Here is a 21,188-nt window from a genome sequence, read left to right as displayed (position 1 = left end):
CATGAGAGACGACAACGCACCGGCCGCCGGCTTCTCGCACGAGAAGATTGAAACCAACAACTTCCTGATGATCATCCTGATCCTGCTGGTGATCGCCGTGGGCGGCCTGGTGGAAATCGTGCCGCTGTTCTTCCAGAAGTCGACCACCGCACCGCTGGAGGGTGTGAAGCCCTATGGTGCGCTGCAGCTAGCCGGCCGCGACATCTACTTGCGCGAGGGTTGCTACAACTGCCACTCGCAGATGATCCGCCCGTTTCGCGCAGAGACGCTGCGCTATGGCCATTACTCGGTGGCCGGCGAGTTTGTCTACGACCATCCCTTCCAGTGGGGCAGCAAGCGCACCGGCCCTGACCTGCACCGCGTGGGAGGCAAGTACACGGACGAATGGCACCGCATCCATCTGAACAACCCCCGCGACGTGGTGCCCGAATCCAACATGCCGGCCTACAGCTGGTTGGAGAAGAAGCCCGTGGACCCTGCCGACATGGCGCCGCGCATGACAGCGTTGCGCAGGGTAGGGGTGCCGTATACCGATGCCGAAATCGCCCAGGCGGCCACAGAGGTGAAGGGCAAGACGGAAATGGATGCCCTTGTGGCGTATTTGCAAGTGCTGGGCACCGCCCTGAAGTAAGGAGACCCCCATGGATGTCAACACGCTGCGCGTCATCGCAACCCTGCTGTGCTTCGCCACTTTCATTGGCCTGCTTGTGTGGGCCTATGCCGGGCGAAACCGCAAGCGGTTTGAAGAAGACGCAAAAATTCCTTTCCTGCAGGACTAGCCGCATGTGCACCGTCTCCATCAGTTCCCAGGGCGGCATGCGGGCCGGTCCAACCGGCCCTTCTTTCATTTCACAACGCATCAGGTGTGGCGTATGAGCGATTTCACAGACAACTTCTGGTCTTGGTATGTGGCCGCACTAACTTTGGTCGGGATCATCGGCGCCCTGGTTTTGTTATGGGCGACGGCGCGCAAGAAAATACCCCAGAGCAGCGACAACACGACGGGCCACGTCTGGGACGAAGACCTGCGCGAGTCCAACAACCCGATGCCGCGCTGGTGGATGTGGCTGTTCGTGATCAGCGTGATTTATTCGTTGCTCTACCTGGTTGCCTATCCGGGCCTGGGCGCCTACCCCGGTGAAATGGGATGGAGCACGCGCGGCGAATACGACGCCGCGATGATCAGTGCGGACAAGGAGCTTGCGCCGCTCTATGCCGGATTCACCACCAAAAGTGCCGAACAACTCGCGGGCGACGCCAATGCGATGGCGGTGGGAGAGCGTCTCTTCATGAACAACTGTGCCCAGTGCCATGGCTCTGACGCGCGCGGCAGCAAGGGCTTTCCCAACCTCGCTGACACCGATTGGCTGCATGGTGGCTCAACCGAGAAAATCCGCGAAACCCTGACTGCCGGCCGCAAGGGTCAAATGCCGCCCATGGCCGCTGCGGTGGGGACGCCCGAGGACGTGAAGAACGTGGCGCATTACGTGCTGAGCCTCTCGGGTGGCCCACACGACTCGGTACGCTCGCAACTCGGAAAGTTCAAGTTCACGGCCTGCGCTGCTTGTCACGGCATCGACGGCAAGGGAAATCAGGCGATAGGTGCGCCCAACCTGGCCGACGACATCTGGCTGCATGGCTGGGGAGAGCAGGCCATCGTTGACATCATCAACAAGGGCAAGACCAACGAGATGCCCCCGCAGGCCGGCAAGCTCTCCGAAGCGCAGATCCACGTTCTGACGGCCTACATCTGGGGGCTGTCCAACAAGGCCGCCGCGGCAAAACTTTGAGGCGACAGTGACCCAGTCAGTCTTGCGAAAAACCATCCCGATCGTGCCGGTAGCGCAGTCGGCGGGGGAATCCCTGTACGAAGCGCAAAAAAAGATCTACCCCCGCTCTGTGAGCGGGCGGTTCGCCCGCTGGCGCTGGGTTTTCGTGCTTCTGACCCAGCTGGTTTTCTACGGCTTGCCATGGCTGCAATGGGGGCAGCGCCAGGCGGTGCTGTTTGATCTGGAGGCCAGGCGGTTTTATCTCTTCGGCTATGTGTTGTATCCGCAGGACTTCATCTACCTGACGGGCTTATTGGTCGCCAGCGCCTTGTCTCTTTTTCTGTTTACGGCAGTTGCGGGCCGTTTGTGGTGCGGTTTCGCTTGTCCGCAAACGGTGTACACCGAAATCTTCCTCTGGATTGAACGCAAGGTGGAAGGCGACCGCACGGCCAGGCTGCGGCTGGACGGTGCGCCGTTCTCACTGGAGAAGCTGGTCAAGAAGTGGTTCAAGCACATCCTCTGGATAGGCGTGGCGATGTGGACCGGCTTTACCTTTGTGGCCTATTTCGTGCCGGCCCGCGAGCTGATTATGCAGTTCCTGCAGACAAAAATGGGCGGCTGGGAAATCTTCTGGGTGCTGTTCTACGGCTTTGCGACCTATGGAAACGCCGGTTTCCTGCGCGAGCAGGTGTGCAAATACATGTGCCCCTACGCGCGCTTCCAGAGCGCGATGTTCGACAAGGACACGCTGATCGTGAGTTATGACCCCGCGCGCGGAGAGCCACGCGGCGCGAGGTCGCGCCATGCCGACGCGGCGGCGCTGCCCCTGGGTGCCTGCGTAGACTGCACGCTGTGCGTTCAGGTCTGTCCGACCGGCATCGACATCCGCGATGGCTTGCAGTACGAATGCATAGGGTGCGCGGCCTGCGTTGACGTCTGCGACGGCGTGATGGACAAGATGGGTTACGAACGCGGTCTGATCCGTTTTACCACCCAGAATGCGCTCGCCGCGCAATGGAATTCTTCGCGCATCCTGCGGCAGGTGCTGCGCCCGCGCGTGCTGGTTTACGCGACGCTGCTCGGCGTGCTGTGCCTGGCGCTGCTTTGGAGCTTGATGGCGCGCATGCCGCTGAAAGCGGATGTCGTGCGGGATAGGGCAGCACTTTCGCGAATCGCGGCAGGCGGGCGCCTGGAAAACGTCTACCGCCTGCAAATCATGAACGCGACGGAACAGCCACAGCAATACACCATTGTGGCGACCGGGCTGGAGGGCCTGACGGTCGCTTCTGATGCCGAGGTCAAGGTCGGCTCCACCGAGTCGCGCTGGGTTGCCGTGCGGCTGCAGATTCCTTACGGCTCGGCGCGGGCCGGCTCGCACCCGATCGTGTTCCGCGTCAGTAGTGAAACAGGGCGCGCCCATGTTGAAGAAAAATCCGTGTTCTTGGTTCCGCGATGAAAGGCCTCTCATGAATACCATTTCCACCCAAACCACTCCTTGGTGGAAGCACGGGCATGTCTGGCTGGTGATTTCCGGGCCCGCCGCCGTGGTTGTGGCCGGCGTGATCACGGCCTTTCTGGCCGTCAAGTATCCGGATGCCGTGATCGGCGGCCAGGAGCCGGTGCGGACATCGCGAACCAGCGCGCTGCATCAACCCAGGGCGCTGGCCCCGGCCCTGGAAGGACGCAACCACGCGGCCACGCCAGAAAAATCGGCTCGTCCTTGATCGCCCTCAAGGTCCGGAACGCCCGCAACCGCAAAGAGGACACCTGATGATTTCAGCCAACAAGATACTGGGCATCGCCTGGCCGGCTTTTCTGTCGGCCTGCCTGCTCGAACTGCTGTTGTTCGGGTTGTTCGACCCTGAGGAAATGCTACGCTATGGGCAGCCTGCGGGATTGTCCCGGCTGGCACTACAGACCACCGCCTTTTTTGTGTTCTGGCTTGCCTGCGCAGCCTCCAGCGCACTGACAGTGTTACTGATGGGGTCGGTGCCCAGCCCTTCACCTCGCCCGGGAATGGGGTCGGCACAAGAGGACTGAGTTTTTTTTTGGGAGAACCTCCTCAATGCCGATCAAATACTCAAGAAGACTTACCGGAAAGACCCGAAGCAAAGAGACAAACTGGCAACTTGGAATTGTGCTGGCCTTTGTCGCTGGAGCGACCAATGCGGGCGGTTTTCTGGCCGTTCAGCAATACACCTCGCACATGACCGGCATTGTTTCGGCGATGGCCGACCATATAGCCTTGGGTGCATATGACCTGGCCTTGACTGGAATCGGTGCGTTAATTTCTTTTCTCTCCGGGGCGGCATGTTCCGCCGTGATGGTGAATTATTCTCGCCGTCGCAATTTGCATAGCGAATATGCATTCCCTCTCCTTGTGGAAGCAGGGCTGCTATTGTGTTTCGGCCTCCTCGGAGCGAGACTCGCCGACATCAACGGCATATTTGTTTCAGTGACCGTGATGCTCTTGAGTTTCATCATGGGGCTGCAGAATGCAGTCATTACCAAACTCTCTAACGCTGAAATTCGCACAACCCACATCACCGGCGTTGTGACTGATATAGGGATAGAGCTGGGGAAACTGATCTACTGGAATCGCTCGCATCCAGATCATCGTCCCAAGGTGATGGTAGACATGCGACGCCTCAAGATATTGATTTCACTGGCATCGTCCTTTTTTATGGGCGGCCTTGTTGGTGCGTTGGGATTCGCGCATGTCGGCTATATCTCCACCGTGCCGCTGGCGCTGACGCTCATGGCGCTCGTGATCGTCCCAATTGCCGACGATCTGAGTGACTTTGTTCAAACCCGGAAAAACCAGGGATAGCTTTTGATGCGCTTTCTTGCCCGGTGCTGCCCGGTTGTTGCCGTTTTCCGAAATCGCCTCAAAAAGGGCAGAGCGGTAAGATCAGGTTCCCACTCCCGAAGCCTTGTCCCATGTCCCTCTTCCCCCACGTCGGTGATGCGATGCCCAAGCGACGACGCTCGGTAGCCATCGTGCTGGCCGTGATGGCTTCCCTGACGCTGCTGGCAGCCGTGCATCTGGCATCCAACCCGGAATCGCTGCCGGGCCTGCCGCTGATCGCGGCGTTGGCCGCCGCCACCTGCGGCATTGCCTGGTTGGTGGCCTTGCGAGATGCGGCACGAGACAAAGCAGGCAAGCAAGCCCTGGAAGGCGCGGACGCCAGGCTCGCGGGCCTGCTGGATTCGGCGATGGATGCCATCATCACGGTGGACAGCGAACAGCATGTAATTCTCTACAACAAGGCGGCCGAGAAGATCTTCGGCTGGCCCACGCGAGAGATGTTGGGTCAGCCTCTGACACGCCTGATTCCGCAGCGGCACCAGGGCGCACACGGCGAGCAGCTCAGCCGCTTCGGTCTCACCGGAACAACCTCGCGGCGCATGGGAGACGGCACTGTGCTGTATGGGCGAAGAGCCAACGGCGAGGAGTTTCCCCTGGAAGCGTCGATTTCGCAGCTGGATACCGCGCACGGCAAGCTCTTTACCGTCATCCTGCGCGACGTGACCGAGCGCGTGCGTGCCAATGAGGAACTGAGCGCCTTCGCCTCGGCGGCCCATGCGATCCGTGAAAGCGAAAAGACGCGGATTGCGCGCGAGCTGCATGACGAGCTGGCGCAATCGTTGACAGCGATCAAGATGGACGCCACCTGGATCCGGGCGGCCCTGCCTCAAGGCTCGGATTTCGTAAAGGCCAAGCTGGACGACATGCTCGAACTGCTGGACACCACCGTCGCCGCCACACGGCGCATTGCATCGGACTTGCGGCCACTGTTGCTCGACGACCTGGGCCTGGTGCCGGCCATCCAGTGGCTCACCCATAATTTCAGCCAGCGCCACGGCGTGCCGTGCAGGCTGTCACTGGACGAGGACGTGGAGCTGGGCGAACCCTATGCCACCGCCGTTTTCCGCATCGTGCAGGAGTCGCTGGTGAATGTGGCCAAACATGCGGGCGCCTCGCAGGTCCATGTGCGCATCGACAAGACGGACGCGGCCGTGATCCTCGAGGTGGCCGATGACGGTGCCGGGTTCGCGCCGGACGCGCCGCGCAAGCCAAACTCGCTGGGCCTTATGGGCTTGCGCGAGCGGGCTCGTTTGCTTCAGGGCACGGTGGACATAGATACAGCGCCAGGCCGTGGCACCCGCGTACGGGTCAACATTCCTGTTCCCGAGAAAGGGGATGCTGCATGATCAGAATTGTTATCGCAGACGACCACTCCATCGTGCGCGAAGGGCTTAAACGCATCGTGTCGTCCATTGAAGGCATGGAAGTCACGGGCGAGGCCGGCAACGGGACGGAAGTCATGCAGCGCGTGCGCGAGCTGGCCTTCGACGTGCTGCTGCTGGACCTTTCCATGCCCGGGCGCAGCGGCATGGAACTGATCAAGCTGATACGCGCCGAAAAACCGCAGCTGCGCATCCTGGTTCTGAGCATGCACCAGGAACTGCAGTACGCCGTGCGCGCCATCAAGAACGGCGCCAGCGGTTACCTGACCAAGGAAAGCGCGCCGGCCCTGCTGGAGCAGGCGATACGCAAGGTGGCATCGGGCGGCGCCTTCATCAGCGCCGAAGTTGCCGAGCAACTGGCGCTTGGCGCGATGCCCGGAAGCCAGGTAGTGCCGCACGAGAGCCTCTCCAACCGCGAGTTCGAGGTGCTGCAATTGCTGGTGGCGGGCGTTTCCCTGACGGACATCGGGACGAAACTGAACCTGTCGGTGAAGACCGTTAGCACCCACAAAACCAATCTCATGCAAAAAATGGGCTTGCAAAACCAGAGTGAGCTGATCCGCTATGCGCTCAAGCACGGACTGATCGAGCCACTGGATCCCTGAGGGCCACCGGGCCGCGGCACAGAAGAGCGTTGGGTTGACCAAGGTCAACACGCCCGCGGCCGCAGCTCCCTAAAGTTAGGGTATCCAAACTCTGAACGGGGCGCTCCATGGGCAACGAACTCAAACAACTGCTGGTTCATGCCGACGCCTCGCCGCAATTCGCGCAACGCCTTGAATTTGCCTGCCGGTTTGCCGCCCGGCACGGTGCCGGCATCACGGCGCTGTACACGTCGCCTTCCGCCTCCGAAGCGCTTCCGGTCGCGTCCGGCATGGGGCCCGGGCTGGCCGTGAGACGCGAAAACGCGCAGGACACCGAGCTGGCGCGGGCGCGCTCGGTGTTCGAGCAGCTCAGGCCCGCGGGCTTGCCGGCCGGCTGGGCGGAAATCCACGAGTTCCCGCTGGCCCCGGCTTTTGCGGAACGGGCGCTTTATGCCGACCTGCTGGTGCTGGGCCAGCACGGCCCGGGCGAGGGCTGGTCCACGCTGATGCCCGCGGATTTTCCGGAGACCGTGATCGCCCTGAGCGGGCGGCCTGCGCTGGTGCTGCCCTATACCTCGGCCAAGCCCGGCTTGCCGGGCAATGTGGTGATCGCCTGGAAGCCCACCCGGGGGGCGGCGCGCGCCGTGGCGGCGGCGCTGCCCATCCTGCGCAAAGCAAGCTCGGTGCAGATCCTGAGCTGGGGCGTCGGCGACGCGACGGCCGCGGGTGAAGGTCCGGATATCGTGTCTTACCTGAAGGCCCACGACATCCAGGCCGGTTGGCACCGGGAAAGCGCGGAGCCCGGGAACCTGGGTGACGTGTTGCTCTCGCGGGCGTTCGACCTGCAGGCGGACCTGTTGGTGATGGGCTGCTATGGCCGCGCCCGCGCCTATGAATGGGTGCTGGGCGGCGCATCGCGGACCGTACTCAAAAGCATGACCCTGCCGGTCCTGATGGCGCATTAACGCCATGCCGGCGGCGAATGCGGCCCGAACGCTCGGAAAATTCCGAGTCCGCCTCGGAGTGCCTGCGCCGGCAAACCAGCGTCATCCGAGCCGGGCTTTCAGCGAAAACCGATGTCCTGAAAGCACCGCCTGCGCGACAGTAGGCGCATGCAACACCCCACGCCGCCCACTCGGGTTTTTCTGGCCGATGATTCGGCGCTGAGCCGTAGCCGCGTGGCGGCGATGTTGCTCAACCAGGGCATGGAGATCGCGGGGCAGGCCGATACGCCGGAGCTGGCGATTACAGGCATCCTGGCAAGCCGGCCCGACGTGGTGGTGCTCGACGTGCAGTTCGAGAAGGGCACGGGTATGCAGGTGCTGCAGGCCGTCCTCAAAGCGGTGCCCGGCATCCGTTTCATCATCTTGAGCAACCATGCTGAGCCGGCCTACCGCGCGCGCTACCTGGCCGCGGGCGCCGCCTACTTTCTCGACAAACACGCTGAGTTCTACCAACTCTGCGCCGCTGTGGCTGGGTTTGCGCGGCCCAAGCTTGCGCACCCACCCCCTTCTTCTTGCTCTTCCTCTTCCTCTCACTCCAAGGAGCCGTCATGTCACTAGCCCATCTATCAGCCGGCGATGCATCGCCAGCGCGAAGTGTCAATTCGTCGGCCAAGGCGGTTTCGCCGCTGAAGACGCAATGCTCGAACTGCAGCCTGCGCGACATCTGCCTGCCCTGCGGCATGAAACCGGCAGACGTGGATGGCCTGGACGAGTTGAAGTTCAGCCGCACCAAGGTCAAAGCAGGGCAGGCGCTTTACCATGAGGGCCAGCCCTTTCATAACATCTATGCGGTGCGCATGGGCACCTTCAAGTCCAGCCTGACACTGGCGGACGGCCGTGAACAGGTCAGCGGCTTCCAGATGGCCGGTGAGCTGATGGGCCTGGACGGAATCGCCGACGGGGCATACGCCAGCAATTCCACGGCGCTCGAAGACACCGAGGTCTGCACCATTCCTTATGACCAGATCAGCGGCCTGGCCGCGTCAAGCGTCGACCTGCAACAGGCCGTCAGTCGCCTGATGAGCCGCGAAATCGTCAGGGAACACAGCCTGATGATGCTGCTGGGCAGCATGAATGCCGAGGAGCGCCTGGCCGCCTTCCTGCTCAACCTTTCACAGCGGCTCAAGCTGCGCGGCTATTCGGATTGCGAGTTTCACCTGAGGATGTCGCGTGCCGAGATCGGCAGCTATCTGGGCATGAAGCTGGAGACCGTGAGCCGCACGTTTTCCGCCTTTCAGCTGCAGGGCATCCTGGAAGTGGACAAACGCCACATCCGCATCCTCGACCACCCGGCACTCAAGCGCGTTTTCGACACCCGGATTCACTGAGGCGCGGACAGAACGCCTGCATCCTCTTGGGAGGTGGGCAGGCCGGAAAAATCCGTCCATCGCCGCCGCTCGAAGTCATAAAGCTTGCAGCGGCGCGCCGTGTCGAAGTACCAGCCCCACGAAAAAGGCTGTATCACGATGTGGCCGGGCAACCTGGCCTCCAGGATGGCTTGGGCTTGCTTCAGCCGGTACAGCGGCACGCCCATGTCCACGTGGTGGGCGGTATGTTCCATGATGTGGTGCAGCGCGGTACCAAAAAACGAGTTGAAGGTCAGGTGCACGGTGGTGGAGACAAAGGGGTTGGCGTCGGACCAGCTCTTCTTGTTGTAATACCAGGCGATCTGGGTATGTGTGTGGTGCACGTAGACCACAAAGCCCATGAGGCCGTTCCACACCAGCAGCGGCAGGAAAAAGCCGACGACCAGAAGCCAGGCAAGCGATTGACCGGTGGCCGACGCCGCGATCACGAGGCTCGCGATCCAGGCCACGGCGGCCGCGCTGACCAGCAGGCTGTCCGCCACAAAGATGCCGCGCCGCGTGGGCATCACGGTTTTGGATGGAAAGTAAAGCCGCTTCCACCAGATTTCCACGAGGTAATAGAGCCAAGGTGCCCAACCGCTGCGGTAGGCGCGCTCCAGCCATTGTTTCCAGGCGGGCATGCGTTCATAGGCCTCAAGGGTCGCGGGCTGCCAGACAAAGTCAAAGCCGCTGAGGTTGGTGTAGCCGTGGTGCACGATGTTGTGCCCGACATCCCACAAGCTGTAGGGTGTGAGCGAGGGCAGGAAAAGCAGACGGCCCAGCCAGCGGTTGAGTCTGCGGTGTGCGGTGAAGCTCTGGTGGCAGGCATCGTGCCCGAGGATGAACAGCCTGGCGATCATGAACCCGGCCAGCAGCGACATGAGCACCTGCACGGCAGGGTGATCCGCGAGCACTGCCGCGGCCATGCACGCGGCGAACAAAGCAAGATCCGTCAGGGTCAACGTCAATGCGATTCCGGTGTTTTTGGCCGAAACGGGAAGAAGCCAGGAGCGGAGAACTTTTCGGTGGGGAAGGGGAGTTGCTGGGGCGATGGGCATGAGAGATAAAGGGTTGGCGCCGAGGGCGTTGGGCCCCGGGACGGTGGGGAAGTCGCCAGCTTACGGCGCTCCCTTCACGGCAATTTGACCCAGGTCAAGGACAAGGCAAACGCGCCGCAGGGGGATCGCACCTTGCGTCCCCGTTGATCCACATCAACGCGGCCGGGGCGACGGGACGGCACAGTGGGGGCCTCACATTCCCAGAAGCATTCCATGTCCGCAGTTTTACCCCAGGCCCTTCGCCGCTTCGACATCTCCGGGCCGCGCTATACATCCTTCCCGACGGCGGACCGCTTTGTCGAGGCCTTTACCGCCGGCGACCACAGCCGCGCGCTGGACGACAGGCGCGCGCGGGCCGAGACATCGGCGGCACCGCTGTCTCTCTATGTGCACATCCCGTTTTGTGAGTCGCTGTGCTACTACTGCGCCTGCAACAAGATCATCACCAAACAACATGGCCGCGCCGCCGCGTACCTTGGTTACCTTGAGCGCGAAGTGGCCCTGTATACGGCGCACCTCGGGCAGGGCCAGCCGGTCAGCCAGTTGCACCTGGGCGGCGGAACACCGACCTTTTTGTCCGACGCGGAACTCGCGCAGCTCATGGAGATGCTCAGGCGCAATTTCGACATCCTGGCCGGCGCGGAGATGTCCATCGAGGTGGACCCGCGCACCGTGGACAATGCGCGCCTGGCGGCCCTGGCAGCCCTGGGCTTTAACCGCCTGAGCTTCGGCGTACAGGACTTCGACCCCGACGTGCAAAAAGCCGTGCACCGCATCCAGCCGGCCGCGCAGGTGTTCGCGCTGGTGGCACAGGCGCGTGCGCTGGGGTTTGAGTCCATCAATGTTGACCTGATCTACGGTTTGCCGCGGCAGACACAGACGTCCTTCGCACGCACCATCCGCCAGGTCGAGGAGCTCAGGCCGGACCGCATTGCCTTGTATGCCTATGCCCATTTGCCGGAACGCTTCAAGCCGCAGCGGCACATCCCGCCTGCATTGTTGCCGGCGGCCGAGGACAAGGCCGCCATGCTGGCTGAGGCCATGCAGCGCTTTCAGGGCGCGGGCTACCGCTACATCGGCATGGACCATTTCGCGCTGGCCGGCGACTCGCTGGCCGTGGCCAGCCGCGAGGGCCGGCTGCACCGCAACTTCCAGGGTTACAGCACCCAGCCCGACCGCGACCTGGTGGGCCTGGGCGTGTCGGCCATAGGTGCCATCGGCGCCACCTACAGCCAGAATGCCAAAACCCTGGAGGAATACTGCGACTTGCTCGACCAGGGGCGCTTTCCCGTTACGCGCGGCCTGGCGCTGAGCCGGGACGATCTGGCGCGCCGTGCGGTGATCATGGCCATCATGTGCCAGGGCCAGGTCTGGTTCGAATCGGTAGAGCTCGCCTGGATGCTGGACTTCAAGACCTACTTCGCGCTGGAACTTGAGCGCCTGCGCGAACTGGAGGATGCAGGACTGGTGCTGCTTTCCGACACTGGCGTCGAGGTGACGCCTGACGGCCGGTTTGTACTCCGCGCGGTGGCCATGGTGTTTGACCGCTATCTGCAGGCTGATCTCAATCGCAGCCGCTTCTCGCGCATCATTTAAGCGCTTTCGCAAAACATGTCTTATGCACTCGCCACAACAGCCCTGCTGATGGGGTTGGCCGGCGGACCTCACTGCGCCGTCATGTGCGGCGCGGCCTGTGGCGGCCTGGCGCGCATGGGCCAACGGCGGCAACCGCATTCGCCATTCGTCTTCCAGGGCGGGCGGCTTCTCGGCTATTCAATGGCGGGGGCGGCCGTGGCGACCGCGGTACAGAGCTTTGCCTGGGTGACAGAACAGGCCGCGGTGTTTCGGCCCGTCTGGGTGTTGTTTCACCTGGCTGTTTTTGGCTGGGGGCTGGTGCTGCTGGTGAAAGCCAGCCAACCGGCCTGGGCGGACCGGGCAGGGCGATCCGTCTGGTCCAGGGTCGGCTCAGTTGCCGCGTCGCGAGGCGGGGTGTTTTCGGCCGGCGCCCTATGGGCCTTCATGCCGTGCAGCCTGCTCTATTCGGCGCTTCTGGTGGCCTCCCTGAGCGGTGGGCCGCTTCAAGGTGCGCTGGCCATGGGCGCATTTGCCATAGGCAGTGGCGTTTCTTTGCTGCTGGCACCGAAGCTGCTGGCCGGACTGCGCCGCGCCGGCAATGATCTGGGCGGGCAATTGGGTGTGCGTTTGGCCGGGGTGGTGCTCATGTTGTCCGCCCTGTTCAGCTTGTGGAGCGACATGACGCATCGCATCGCCCAATGGTGCGGTCTCGCCTGAAAGCTATGAGGCTTGCAGAGCACCCGGCTTCGGGCCATGCGGGCGCTGGTCTAGGTGATGGCCAGGGCGAGGGCGCAAACTGTGGCCGGGGCTCTTAAAGGCTCCCCGGCCAGCTTCACATTGCCTTGACCTGCGATTGACAGCGTCTCTTTCCACTGCATTCTTGTGGTCGGACCCTACACGATGGTCCGGCACAGCCGCAACGGAACACGGCTTTCAGCTGTGGGCCTCGCTAAGACGTTGCTGGGGTTGCGGCAGCGCGGGTATCTTGCCCAGCAGGCCGAGCACTACCTGCAGCGCCATCGCGAAAGCACCAACGATAAACACTACGTCGCCGAGGTCTATGTCGCCGAGGATGACATTCAATGTCGCCACGTCTATCACTCCTAATTTACCCTGCTTTTAAAACAAGCAGGGTAGTGGCTAGGTGGGTCAGTTTTGGATGGAGATTACGGCGCTAACCGGTTCAGAGGTCGATGGAATTCAACACTTGGAGCTATGACACGCGCTCTTCCTTGCGGGCTTTGCCTGTTGCATCGATCTCTGAATCAGAGTGTCGAATCACCAGAACGGGCACAGGCGCCAAGCGCAGGATCTGCTCCGCGCCGCTGCCGAGCAGCACACGGCCAATGCCACGCCTGCCGTGGGAGCCGACCACCACGAGGTCGGCTCCCCAGAACTTGACGGCTTCGGCCACGGACGCGCCCAGGCGCTGGCCGGGTTCATCGAGGAGCGCTTGGCTGGCTTCGATGCCGGCCGACTGGGCGATGGCCATGGCGTCGGTCAGAACCTTCGCGCCGCCTTCGCGCATCATGCCGGTCAGGTCGGCCGAGTAGGTGCCGTAGGGATCAATGCCGCCCAGGTAGGCCATTTCATTGACGATGTGCACCAGCCGGACGCTTGCGCTGGTCTCTCGCGCCATCTGCAGGGCGGCGACCAAGGCGTGGTTGGAGGTGTCGCTGCCGTCCACGGGGATCAGGATTCGCTTGAACATGACGAGTACCTCATGGGAGTTGGGATGTCATGAATGATGACAATTTACAAGGACAGGGTATTGACGCGGATCAAGCTCGCATTGTTGGGTGATGCGCGGCCGGCGTTTCCTCGCCGGCCGCTTGGCAGGCCAGACAGAACGCGGCGGCCGGCAGCGCTTCCAGGCGTCGCAGGTCAATCGGTTTGCCGCACTGCGCGCACTGGCCGAAGCTGCCCTCCCGCAGGCGGCAGCGGGCCGCGAGCACCTGGGAAAGCTCTGTCGCTGCACGCTCCGCATCCAGGGCCGCCATGCCGTATTGCAACGCCCGCTCGGCCAGGTCCTTGAAGTCCTGTACCTCGTTACCGGGCTGTTCGGCCGCGAGTTCTTTTGGGTTGTCTGTATCTAGGGATGCCCTCAGTTCGCTTTCGCGCCAGGCGAGGATGCCGTCGAAGTGTCCTGCCAGTGATCTGTCGTAATGTTTCATGAAGAGGCCTGAAAAAAAAGAGGGTCTTTGTGTCTGCTTCAGCTGTGATTTTCACGACGCCTCAGCCGGCGGGCGTTGATCTGGCGCAAGTGGGGGCGAACCAGAGGCCTTGCCTTGTGGCATGGAATCGCGCTACTGATCGGCATGAAACCGTGATTGCGCGCTCCTTGCGCCAGGTCAAACGTCTTACCGCTCGGCCTGGTCATCATGGGTGTCTCCAACTCCGTCGAAAGGTACGCCATGAACACCAGGACTCTCATGATCGCCGCGGCCTTCGCCACGTGCGCCGCGGGCTACGTGGCCGGTGACGCCAGGGCGCAAGCTTCCCAAAAAGCTTCGGCCCCTGTCGAGACCTCCAGCGCGCCGGCGGGCGTGGCCGCGCGCTCAAAGGTGGTTGCGCAAAAGGCCGCGCAAGAAGCGGCCGATTCCGCCCGCGCGGCGGCCGACTTGGTCAAGCTCACGCTGCAACTGGCCGAAACCGCCGCTCAGGATGTTTCGCATAGAACCGCCTCGAATATCCGGCAGCAGGCCCTCAAGGCGGACGAGGCTGCAAGAAAGGCCCGTGAGAAAGCTGATCGGGCTGCCGCAACGGCCACCGACAGCATGAAGAAACTGGCGGCGAAGGCGGCCGAAGCGGCCAGGCGGGCGGCGACCGCCGTGCGCGCGGCGTCGGGGCGCGCCGAAGAATCGTTGCGCAAGGCTGGCCAATCGGACCAGGCACAAACGCAAAAAGCCATGAAGGCCACGCAGGACGCCCTGGGAAGCGCAGAAAAAGCCGCGCAGGAGTCGGCCGAGGCCACCAAGCGGGCGGCTGAACAGGGTGCGGATTCCGGTTCAAAAAAATAGGCGGCAGATCTCCTTGCTGAGTCCGCCGAAAAAATGAGCGCCGCAGCCCGGGCCGATGACCCCCCCGCGCGACTCGCGGCCGATGGGCCCAATCTGTTGCCTGGCAGCGAGCCGCAAAGCTTCTGGCGAATGGCCATGGGCGTGGTCAAGGAGCCCATGTTCCTGATGCTGTTGGCGGCGGGCACAGGCTACTTGCTGTTGGGCGACACGGCCGAGGCCTCATTTTTGCTGGCCTCGGTCTTCCTGATCGTCGCGCTGACGCTCTTTCAGCAGCGAAAAACGCAGCGGGCGCTCGAGGCCCTGCGCGAGCTCTCGGCGCCGCGCGCGCTGGTCCTCAGGGACGGCAAGGAGCTCCGCATTGCCTGCCGCGAGGTGGTTCGCGGGGATGTCCTGGTGCTGCGCGAAGGTGACCGCATCGCCGCGGATGCCGTCTTGCTGGAGGGCACCCTCGAAGTTGACGAGTCGTTGCTGACCGGCGAGTCCGTGCCCAGGCCCAGGCGGCCGCGAGACGCCCAGGAACACCGGCCAGACCCTGGTGCCGAAAATGGCGCGTCGCTTTATGCTGGCACCGTGATCACGCAGGGCGCTGGGCTCGCGCGCGTGCACGCCACCGCCGGTCGTACCGCGATGGGCCGCATCGGCGTGGCCCTTGCGACGACGCAGGCACCGGCCTCCAGGCTGTACCGGCAGTCGCGGCGCATCGTGCGGGGATTCGCGGGTGCCGGGCTGGCGGTCGCCGCGTTGCTGGTCCTGCTTGCCTGGCTCAGGGACGGCCAGGGCTTTGTCGCCAGCCTTCTGCCGGCGATTGCCTTTGCGATGGCGGTGCTGCCGGAGGAGATTCCCGTGGTGCTCGCGGTGTTCCTGGCGCTGGCGGCCTGGCGATTGTCAGGGCAGAAAATCCTCACGCGCCGGGTCGACGCCATTGAGGTGCTGGGCGCCATCACGGTGCTGGCGGTGGACAAAACCGGGACCTTGACCTTGAACCGCATGGCGCTCGTCGAACTGGCTGGTGCGGATACCGTTTTCAAGCCCGGTGGCGATGCGCCGCTGCCTGCGGCGCTCACGGAACTGGTCGAATGCGCCATGCTGGCCACGCCTTTGAATCCTTTTGACCCCATGGAAAAAGCCATTCGGGCCGTCGGGGACAGCTGCCTGGGCCCGGACTCGAAAGCGCGCCTGGGCACCGTGCCGGCGCGGCAATATCCGCTCACGCCGCAGCTCCTGGCCGTCACCCACGCCTATGGCACCAATGTCCCGGGACGCTATGTGCTGGACACCAAAGGCGCGCCCGAGGCGGTGATGGACCTGTGCCGGCTCCAGGGGCATCCACGTGAGGCCGTGCAATCGCAGGTCCAGGACATGGCCGCCAGGGGCCTGCGCGTTCTCGGTGTGGCGTGCGGTGAGTGGGTGGGCTCAGGATTGCCCGCAAGCCAGCGTGAATTCACGCTGCGCTTTGTGGGCCTGCTGGGTCTGGCCGATCCGCTGCGGGCCACGGTGCCGCAGGCCGTCCAGGATTGCCGCGAGGCGGGCATCCGCGTGATCATGATGACGGGAGACCACCCCGTGACGGCCAGCGCGATCGCGCGCCAGGCCGGCCTGCCCAATCCGTCCGACGTGCTCACGGGCGCGGACATCGATGCCCTGGATGATGCGTCGCTTCGAATCAGGTTAAGGAGCGCCGCCATTTGTGCGCGGCTCAGGCCCGAGCAGAAGCTGCGGCTGGTGCGCGCGCTGCAGGCCGACGGCGGCACGGTGGGTATGACGGGAGACGGCGTCAACGACGCGCCAGCGCTCAAGGCCGCGGACGCAGGGATCGCCATGGGCGAGCGCGGAACCGACGTGGCGCGCGAAGCCGCGGCCCTGGTGTTGCTGGACGACAGCTTCGCCAGCATCGCGACGGCCATACGCCAAGGCCGCCACGTCGACGACAACGTTCGCAGCGCCGTGCGCTTCATCTTTGCGGTGCATATGCCCATCGTGGCGCTCGCGCTGGTGCCTGCCTTGCTTCGCTGGCCCGTGCTGCTGCTGCCCGCGCAGATCATCTTGCTTGAGTTGATCATCGACCCGGCCTGCTCGATATTGTTTGAAGCGCAACCGGCCGATCCGAAGTTGATGCGCCGCCCGCCCAGGCCGGCTACGGATTCACCTTTTTCTCTGCGCAACATGGCCTATGGCCTGTCGCAAGGCTTTGGCCTGGCATTGGTGCTGCTCACGGCCAACGGGTACATGCTGCAGCAAGGGTGGCCCGCAGGGGAGATTCGCACGGCATTGTTTGTGAGCCTGGTCGCCGGCTTGTTTCTTCTGGTGCTTGTTCATCGCCATTCGGTGAATATCCTCAGGAACCCTTGGCTTCCGCGCCTGGCCATCGCGGTGGCCGTGCTGCTCTCACTTGTGCTGTGGTTACCCTGGCTGCGCGGGGTCATGGGCTTTGTCGCGCCGTCCACGCGGGGCGCCGCCGGGCTGTTGGTGATCCTGGGCATCATGACGCTGTGGCTGTTGGCCCTGCGCCTCGTTTCAGTGGCATCGCGCAAGGCCTGACCACGGCGGGAGGGATTTGCCCTAAGGCCGCCGCCCTTGATGTACGTCAAAGGGTGCGCCAGCCGTCTCCCATACCCTTGCCGGAGGGCGGTGCCAGCGGCGTTGCGCCCAACCATCCAAGGAGCAAAACCATGTCCGACCGCATTCTCGTCGTTTGTTATTCCAATACCGGGACATCGCGCCGTGTGGCCGATCTCCTGGCCAGCCAGTTTCAGTGGGCGCGCGGCGAGGTCCGCGAAACGCGCTCGCGCACTGGGACCGCAGGCATGTTGCGCTGCGTGGCCGATTCGCTGTTCAGGCGCCATCCCACGGTCCGTTACGAAGGGCCGGACCCGCGGGAGTTTGAGACGGTTGTGCTGATCGCGCCTATCTGGGTTTACCGTTTGGCCGGGCCTATGCGCAGTTTTGTGCGCGACGATGCCCCGGGCCTCAAGCGGGTGGCGGTCATCTCGGTGATGGGCGGGCAGGGCGCCACCAACGCCTTCGCCGAAATCGACCGGATTCTCGGCCGGCCGCCCATTTTGTCGACTTCGTTCACCGCGCGCGAAGTGGACGACGGCAGCTATGCGTCCAGCCTGCAGGTGTTTGGCAACGCGGTCCGCGAAAACGCGAAAAAGGACGGGGTGGTTCGGCCTACCACCTTGTCGCCCAGCGCGGTTTGAGCCTACCCCCTCGTGCCTGCTAGCTGCCGTCGTCCGAAATTTTCGGGTGTTCATGGCAAGTCCTTTTCGGCGGCGAATGGATGAGACGGCCGGTATTCGGCGACCTGCCACGGCCTGGGTTGACCTGGCGCAAATGCGCATGCCGAAGCGGGCGTTAATCTGGCCGCATCGCATGGCGCCGGCCATGCAGTTTTGGAGTCACCCATGAGTGTGCGCAACCTGGAAGCGCTGTTTCAACCCCGCTCGGTCGCCCTGATCGGCGCGTCCGACCGTCCGGGCAGCGTGGGTGCCGTCGTTCTGCGCAACCTGAAGGCGGGAGGCTTCAATGGCCCCCTGTGGCCCGTCAATCCGAACCACGCGCGCATCGACGGGGCGCAGGCCTGGCCTGACGCGGCCTCCCTTCCCGGCACGCCCGATCTGGCGGTCATCTGCACGGCTGCTGCAAGGGTTCCCGGTATCGTGGCCGAACTGGGCCGGCGCGGCACGCGTGCCGCGATCGTCATGTCCGCAGGCCTGCGGCAGGCGCCGCAAGAAGGGGGCCAGACGTGGGAAAGTGCGATGCTGGACGCCGCGCGGCCCCATCTGCTGCGCATCGCCGGGCCGAACTGCCTGGGCATCCTGGTTCCCGGCATAGGCCTGAACGCCAGCTTTGCGCCCGGCAATGCCTTGCCCGGCAACATCGCGTTCGTCACGCAGTCGGGCGCGCTGGCCACGGCCATGCTCGACTGGGCCAACGGGCGCGGCATAGGGTTTTCGCATTTCATATCGCTGGGCGACGTCGCCGACGTGGATTTCGGCGACGTGCTCGACTACCTCGGCAGCGACCCCGGAACCCGCGCCATCCTGATGTACATGGAGTCGGTGAGTTCCGCCCGCAAATTCATGTCGGCCGCGCGTGCCGCGGCGCGCAACAAACCGGTGATTGTGGTTAAGGGCGGGCGCGCGCCCGACGGCGCCCGCGCGGCGGCATCGCATACCGGGGCACTCGCCGGATCGGACCTGGTGTTCGATGCGGCCGCGCGGCGCGCCGGCATGCTGCGCGTGGACACGCTGGAAGACCTGTTCGGCGCGGCCGAGACCCTGGCGCACAAGCAGTTCTGGGCAGGCGACAGGCTGGCCGTTCTCACCAACGGCGGAGGCGCCGGCGTGCTGGCGGCCGATGCCCTGGCCCTGGGCGGCGGCAAACTGGCCGAACTCGCGCCGCAGACGCTGGCCGCGCTCAATGCCTGCCTGCCTCCGGCCTGGTCTCGCGGCAATCCGGTCGATATCGTGGGCGATGCGCCGGTGCGGCGTTACCAGGACGCGCTGCGCATCCTGCTGGCGGCGCCGGAGGTCGACGGCGTGCTGTTCATGCATGCACCCACGGCCATCGTCCCGGCATACGACATCGCCGCAGCCTGCCTGCCGTTGCTCGCGCGGCGTGGAAAAACCGTGTTGGCCTGCTGGCTGGGAGCGCCCTCGGTGGCTTCAGCCCGCGCGGCGTTCTCGGCTGCCGGCGTGCCTTGCTTCGAGACACCGGAGCGCGGCGTCACGGCATGGCTGCACCTTGCGGCCTACGCCCGCAATCAGGCCGCACTGCGCGAACTCCCGGGCCTGGACCAACAGGCTGGCCCGCGGGACACGGGGCGGGTGCGAAAAATCCTTCAAGAAGCCGCGGACGCCGGGCAAAAATGGCTGGACGCCGTGCAAGTCCAGCAAGTCCTGCAGGCCTGCGGCATCGCGGCATTGCCGGTTGAGCGGGCCCGGGACGCCAACGAGGCCGCGGCGCTCGCGCAGCGCTTGGGGTTCCCGGTGGCCCTGAAGGTCATGTCGCCCGACATCGTCCACAAGTCCGATGTCGGAGGTGTCGAGATCGGGCTCGCCTGCGCCGACGAAGTGCTCGCGGCGGCATCACGCATGGGCGAGAATCTCGCGCGGCGGGCGCCGCATGCGGTGTTGCAGGGTTTCGCCGTGCAGGCCATGGCCGACAGGCCCGGCGCGTTGGAACTGATCGCGGGCATGGCCACCGACCCGGTGTTTGGGCCGGTCATTCTTTTCGGCGAAGGCGGTACGGCGGTCGAACTCCACGCGCGCCACGCCGTCGCCCTGGCTCCCATCAACAATGCGCTCTCGAAGGACCTGATCTCCCGGGCCGGCATGGATTTGCTGCTGGGCGGCTACCGGGGAAGCAGGCCGGCCGACACCGCTGCCGTGCGCGACGTGCTCCAGAAGATCTCAAGGCTGGCGTGCGAGCAGCCCCTGCTCGCCGAGCTCGACATCAATCCCCTGCTGGTGGACGAACACGGGGTCCTGGCGGTGGATGCCAGGATAAGGCTGCGGGCCCCCGGGGCCACCTCATTGCCACCCTCCATCAGCCCTTACCCGGCAGACCTTGAGACCGAGGTTCAGCTCGGCAGTGCCAACCTGACGCTACGGCCTATCCGGCCGGAAGACGGCCAGCGGCTGGCTGCCTTTTATGCGCGGGCCACCCCGGCAGACATGCGCTTGCGGTTCTTCATGGCTCGCCGCGAAGTACCGCGTTCGGAACTGGCCCGGTACAGCCAGATCGACTACGACCGCGAAATGACTTTTATCGCGCTGTCGCCACAGGCCGGCGGCCAGCTGGAGATGGTGGGCGAAGTGCGGGCCGTCTGCGACCCCGACAACGAACGCGCGGAGTTCGCGATCCAGGTTGCGGCACCGTGGCAGGGCAAAGGGCTTGGCCGGTTGCTGCTGGACAGGCTGTTGCGCTACCTGCGTGAGCGCGGCACGGCCGAGGTGCTCGGCCAGTGCCTGCGCGAGAACACCGCCATGGCAGCGCTGGCGCGTTCCGCCGGCTTCGATGTCGCCCCCGACGACAACGCCGATACCTTTTCAATGCAGCTGGCATTGAATCCACCCTCAACCGCGCCATTGGCGCCAGGAGTCGCATATGGCCCCACTACACCAACTACTTGTTCCGGTTGACGGCAGCCAGACTTCCATCAAGGCACTGCGTGCCGCGATTGAACTGGCGCATCTTAGCGGAGCGCGCCTTCGGCTCCTTTACGTGATCGATGAGCTGGACTACGTCAACGGCTTCGAGACGGCCAGGGCCTATTACGAGCAGACGCTCCCTTTCATGCGCACGGAGGGCGAAAGACTGCTAGCGCAGATGCGCAGCCTGGCCTCCGTCAAGGGCGTGGCGTGCGACAGCGTGCTGCTGGAGTCAGGCACCGGCCGTCTTTGCGACACGGTGGCCGAACAGGCCATGCAGGTGCATGCCGACATGATCGTGCTGGGCTCGCACGGACGCCGAGGCCTGGACCGCGTCCTGATGGGCAGCGATGCCGAGCAGATCGTGCGGCAGGCGCCCGTTGCGGTGCTGGTGGTGAAAGGCTGAGGCCGCTTCCTGTTTTGGCG

General features: G+C 64.1%; 22 protein-coding genes and 1 pseudogene. 19 read left to right on the top strand and 4 right to left on the bottom strand.

Annotated elements, in window-relative coordinates:
* Position 1: 1 nt before the first annotated feature.
* The 12 genes and pseudogenes from ccoO to ABI546_RS02160 all read left to right on the top strand — a co-directional run bounded on the left by ccoO (position 2) and on the right by ABI546_RS02160 (position 8,936).
* Positions 2-631, top strand: coding sequence for a cytochrome-c oxidase, cbb3-type subunit II (gene ccoO / locus ABI546_RS02215; RefSeq protein WP_348043670.1), 630 nt, complete (start codon positions 2-4; stop codon positions 629-631).
* A 10-nt stretch (positions 632-641) separates the two neighbouring features.
* Positions 642-779 carry a cbb3-type cytochrome c oxidase subunit 3 gene (locus ABI546_RS02210; RefSeq protein ID WP_348043668.1) on the top strand — a complete coding sequence of 46 codons (138 nt, stop codon included), beginning with the start codon at positions 642-644 and terminating at the stop codon, positions 777-779.
* A gap of 93 nt (positions 780-872) precedes the next feature.
* Positions 873-1,790 (top strand): cytochrome-c oxidase, cbb3-type subunit III, encoded by a 918-nt coding sequence (gene ccoP, locus ABI546_RS02205; RefSeq protein WP_348043666.1) that lies wholly within the window; start codon positions 873-875, stop codon positions 1,788-1,790.
* 22 nt (positions 1,791-1,812) lie between these two features.
* Entirely contained in the window at positions 1,813-3,225 is a 1,413-nt protein-coding gene (gene ccoG / locus ABI546_RS02200) for a cytochrome c oxidase accessory protein CcoG (RefSeq protein ID WP_348043676.1), read from the top strand.
* A gap of 10 nt (positions 3,226-3,235) precedes the next feature.
* A complete protein-coding gene (locus tag ABI546_RS02195; RefSeq protein ID WP_348043664.1) occupies positions 3,236-3,493 on the top strand; it encodes a nitrogen fixation protein FixH in 258 nt (85 codons plus the stop codon).
* Positions 3,494-3,539: 46 nt separating this feature from the next.
* Positions 3,540-3,809 (top strand): hypothetical protein, encoded by a 270-nt coding sequence (locus tag ABI546_RS02190; protein ID WP_348043662.1) that lies wholly within the window; start codon positions 3,540-3,542, stop codon positions 3,807-3,809.
* A gap of 25 nt (positions 3,810-3,834) precedes the next feature.
* A pseudogene (locus ABI546_RS02185) lies at positions 3,835-4,560 on the top strand (YoaK family protein); the annotation flags it as partial.
* A gap of 149 nt (positions 4,561-4,709) precedes the next feature.
* Positions 4,710-5,984 carry a PAS domain-containing sensor histidine kinase gene (locus tag ABI546_RS02180; protein ID WP_348043660.1) on the top strand — a complete coding sequence of 425 codons (1,275 nt, stop codon included), beginning with the start codon at positions 4,710-4,712 and terminating at the stop codon, positions 5,982-5,984.
* Positions 5,981-6,625 carry a response regulator transcription factor gene (locus ABI546_RS02175; protein ID WP_348043658.1) on the top strand — a complete coding sequence of 215 codons (645 nt, stop codon included), beginning with the start codon at positions 5,981-5,983 and terminating at the stop codon, positions 6,623-6,625. The genes ABI546_RS02180 and ABI546_RS02175 overlap by 4 nt, the downstream gene beginning before the upstream one ends.
* Before the next feature lie 107 nt (positions 6,626-6,732).
* Positions 6,733-7,569 carry a universal stress protein gene (locus ABI546_RS02170; protein ID WP_348043656.1) on the top strand — a complete coding sequence of 279 codons (837 nt, stop codon included), beginning with the start codon at positions 6,733-6,735 and terminating at the stop codon, positions 7,567-7,569.
* A 147-nt stretch (positions 7,570-7,716) separates the two neighbouring features.
* Positions 7,717-8,166, top strand: a complete 450-nt coding sequence (locus ABI546_RS02165) for a response regulator transcription factor (RefSeq protein WP_348043654.1) — start codon at positions 7,717-7,719, stop codon at positions 8,164-8,166.
* The gene (locus ABI546_RS02160; RefSeq protein ID WP_348043652.1) at positions 8,157-8,936 is read left to right on the top strand and encodes a helix-turn-helix domain-containing protein; all 780 of its coding nucleotides are present in this window, start codon (positions 8,157-8,159) and stop codon (positions 8,934-8,936) included. Before ABI546_RS02165 ends, ABI546_RS02160 begins: the two co-directional genes overlap by 10 nt.
* Here ABI546_RS02160 and ABI546_RS02155 read toward each other — a convergent pair.
* Positions 8,930-10,012, bottom strand: coding sequence for a fatty acid desaturase (locus ABI546_RS02155; RefSeq protein WP_348043650.1), 1,083 nt, complete (start codon positions 10,010-10,012; stop codon positions 8,930-8,932). The two genes, ABI546_RS02160 and ABI546_RS02155, sit on opposite strands and share 7 nt — an antisense overlap.
* A 213-nt stretch (positions 10,013-10,225) precedes the next feature.
* Here ABI546_RS02155 and hemN point away from each other — a divergent pair, with 213 nt between their 5' ends.
* Positions 10,226-11,608, top strand: a complete 1,383-nt coding sequence (hemN, locus tag ABI546_RS02150; RefSeq protein WP_348043648.1) for an oxygen-independent coproporphyrinogen III oxidase — start codon at positions 10,226-10,228, stop codon at positions 11,606-11,608.
* Positions 11,609-11,623: 15 nt separating this feature from the next.
* The gene (locus ABI546_RS02145; protein WP_348043646.1) at positions 11,624-12,304 is read left to right on the top strand and encodes a sulfite exporter TauE/SafE family protein; all 681 of its coding nucleotides are present in this window, start codon (positions 11,624-11,626) and stop codon (positions 12,302-12,304) included.
* Between the two features lie 216 nt (positions 12,305-12,520).
* Here the strand turns inward: ABI546_RS02145 and ABI546_RS02140 are convergent, their stop codons facing one another.
* The 3 genes from ABI546_RS02140 to ABI546_RS02130 all read right to left on the bottom strand — a co-directional run bounded on the left by ABI546_RS02140 (position 12,521) and on the right by ABI546_RS02130 (position 13,761).
* Positions 12,521-12,679 carry a hypothetical protein gene (locus tag ABI546_RS02140; RefSeq protein WP_348043644.1) on the bottom strand — a complete coding sequence of 53 codons (159 nt, stop codon included), beginning with the start codon at positions 12,677-12,679 and terminating at the stop codon, positions 12,521-12,523.
* Positions 12,680-12,800: 121 nt separating this feature from the next.
* Positions 12,801-13,298, bottom strand: a complete 498-nt coding sequence (locus tag ABI546_RS02135) for a universal stress protein (protein ID WP_348043642.1) — start codon at positions 13,296-13,298, stop codon at positions 12,801-12,803.
* Between the two features lie 70 nt (positions 13,299-13,368).
* Positions 13,369-13,761, bottom strand: coding sequence for a TraR/DksA family transcriptional regulator (locus tag ABI546_RS02130; RefSeq protein WP_348043640.1), 393 nt, complete (start codon positions 13,759-13,761; stop codon positions 13,369-13,371).
* A gap of 240 nt (positions 13,762-14,001) precedes the next feature.
* Between ABI546_RS02130 and ABI546_RS02125 the strand changes: the two genes are divergently transcribed.
* The 5 genes from ABI546_RS02125 (at position 14,002) to ABI546_RS02105 (ending at position 21,168) form a co-directional block, all read left to right on the top strand.
* Positions 14,002-14,607, top strand: coding sequence for a hypothetical protein (locus tag ABI546_RS02125; RefSeq protein ID WP_348043638.1), 606 nt, complete (start codon positions 14,002-14,004; stop codon positions 14,605-14,607).
* Between the two features lie 33 nt (positions 14,608-14,640).
* Positions 14,641-17,145, top strand: a complete 2,505-nt coding sequence (locus ABI546_RS02120) for a cation-translocating P-type ATPase (RefSeq protein WP_348043636.1) — start codon at positions 14,641-14,643, stop codon at positions 17,143-17,145.
* A 131-nt stretch (positions 17,146-17,276) separates the two neighbouring features.
* Positions 17,277-17,807 (top strand): flavodoxin, encoded by a 531-nt coding sequence (locus tag ABI546_RS02115; protein ID WP_348043634.1) that lies wholly within the window; start codon positions 17,277-17,279, stop codon positions 17,805-17,807.
* Between the two features lie 204 nt (positions 17,808-18,011).
* The gene (locus ABI546_RS02110) at positions 18,012-20,753 is read left to right on the top strand and encodes an acetate--CoA ligase family protein (RefSeq protein WP_348043632.1); all 2,742 of its coding nucleotides are present in this window, start codon (positions 18,012-18,014) and stop codon (positions 20,751-20,753) included.
* Positions 20,719-21,168 (top strand): universal stress protein, encoded by a 450-nt coding sequence (locus tag ABI546_RS02105; protein WP_348043630.1) that lies wholly within the window; start codon positions 20,719-20,721, stop codon positions 21,166-21,168. Before ABI546_RS02110 ends, ABI546_RS02105 begins: the two co-directional genes overlap by 35 nt.
* Positions 21,169-21,188 lie beyond the last annotated feature (20 nt).

The sequence above is a fragment of the Polaromonas sp. genome (assembly GCF_039932935.1).
GTDB lineage: Bacteria > Pseudomonadota > Gammaproteobacteria > Burkholderiales > Burkholderiaceae_C > Polaromonas.
The sequence above is the reverse complement of the archived record's forward strand: the minus strand, read 5'-3'. Positions and strand labels throughout refer to the sequence as shown.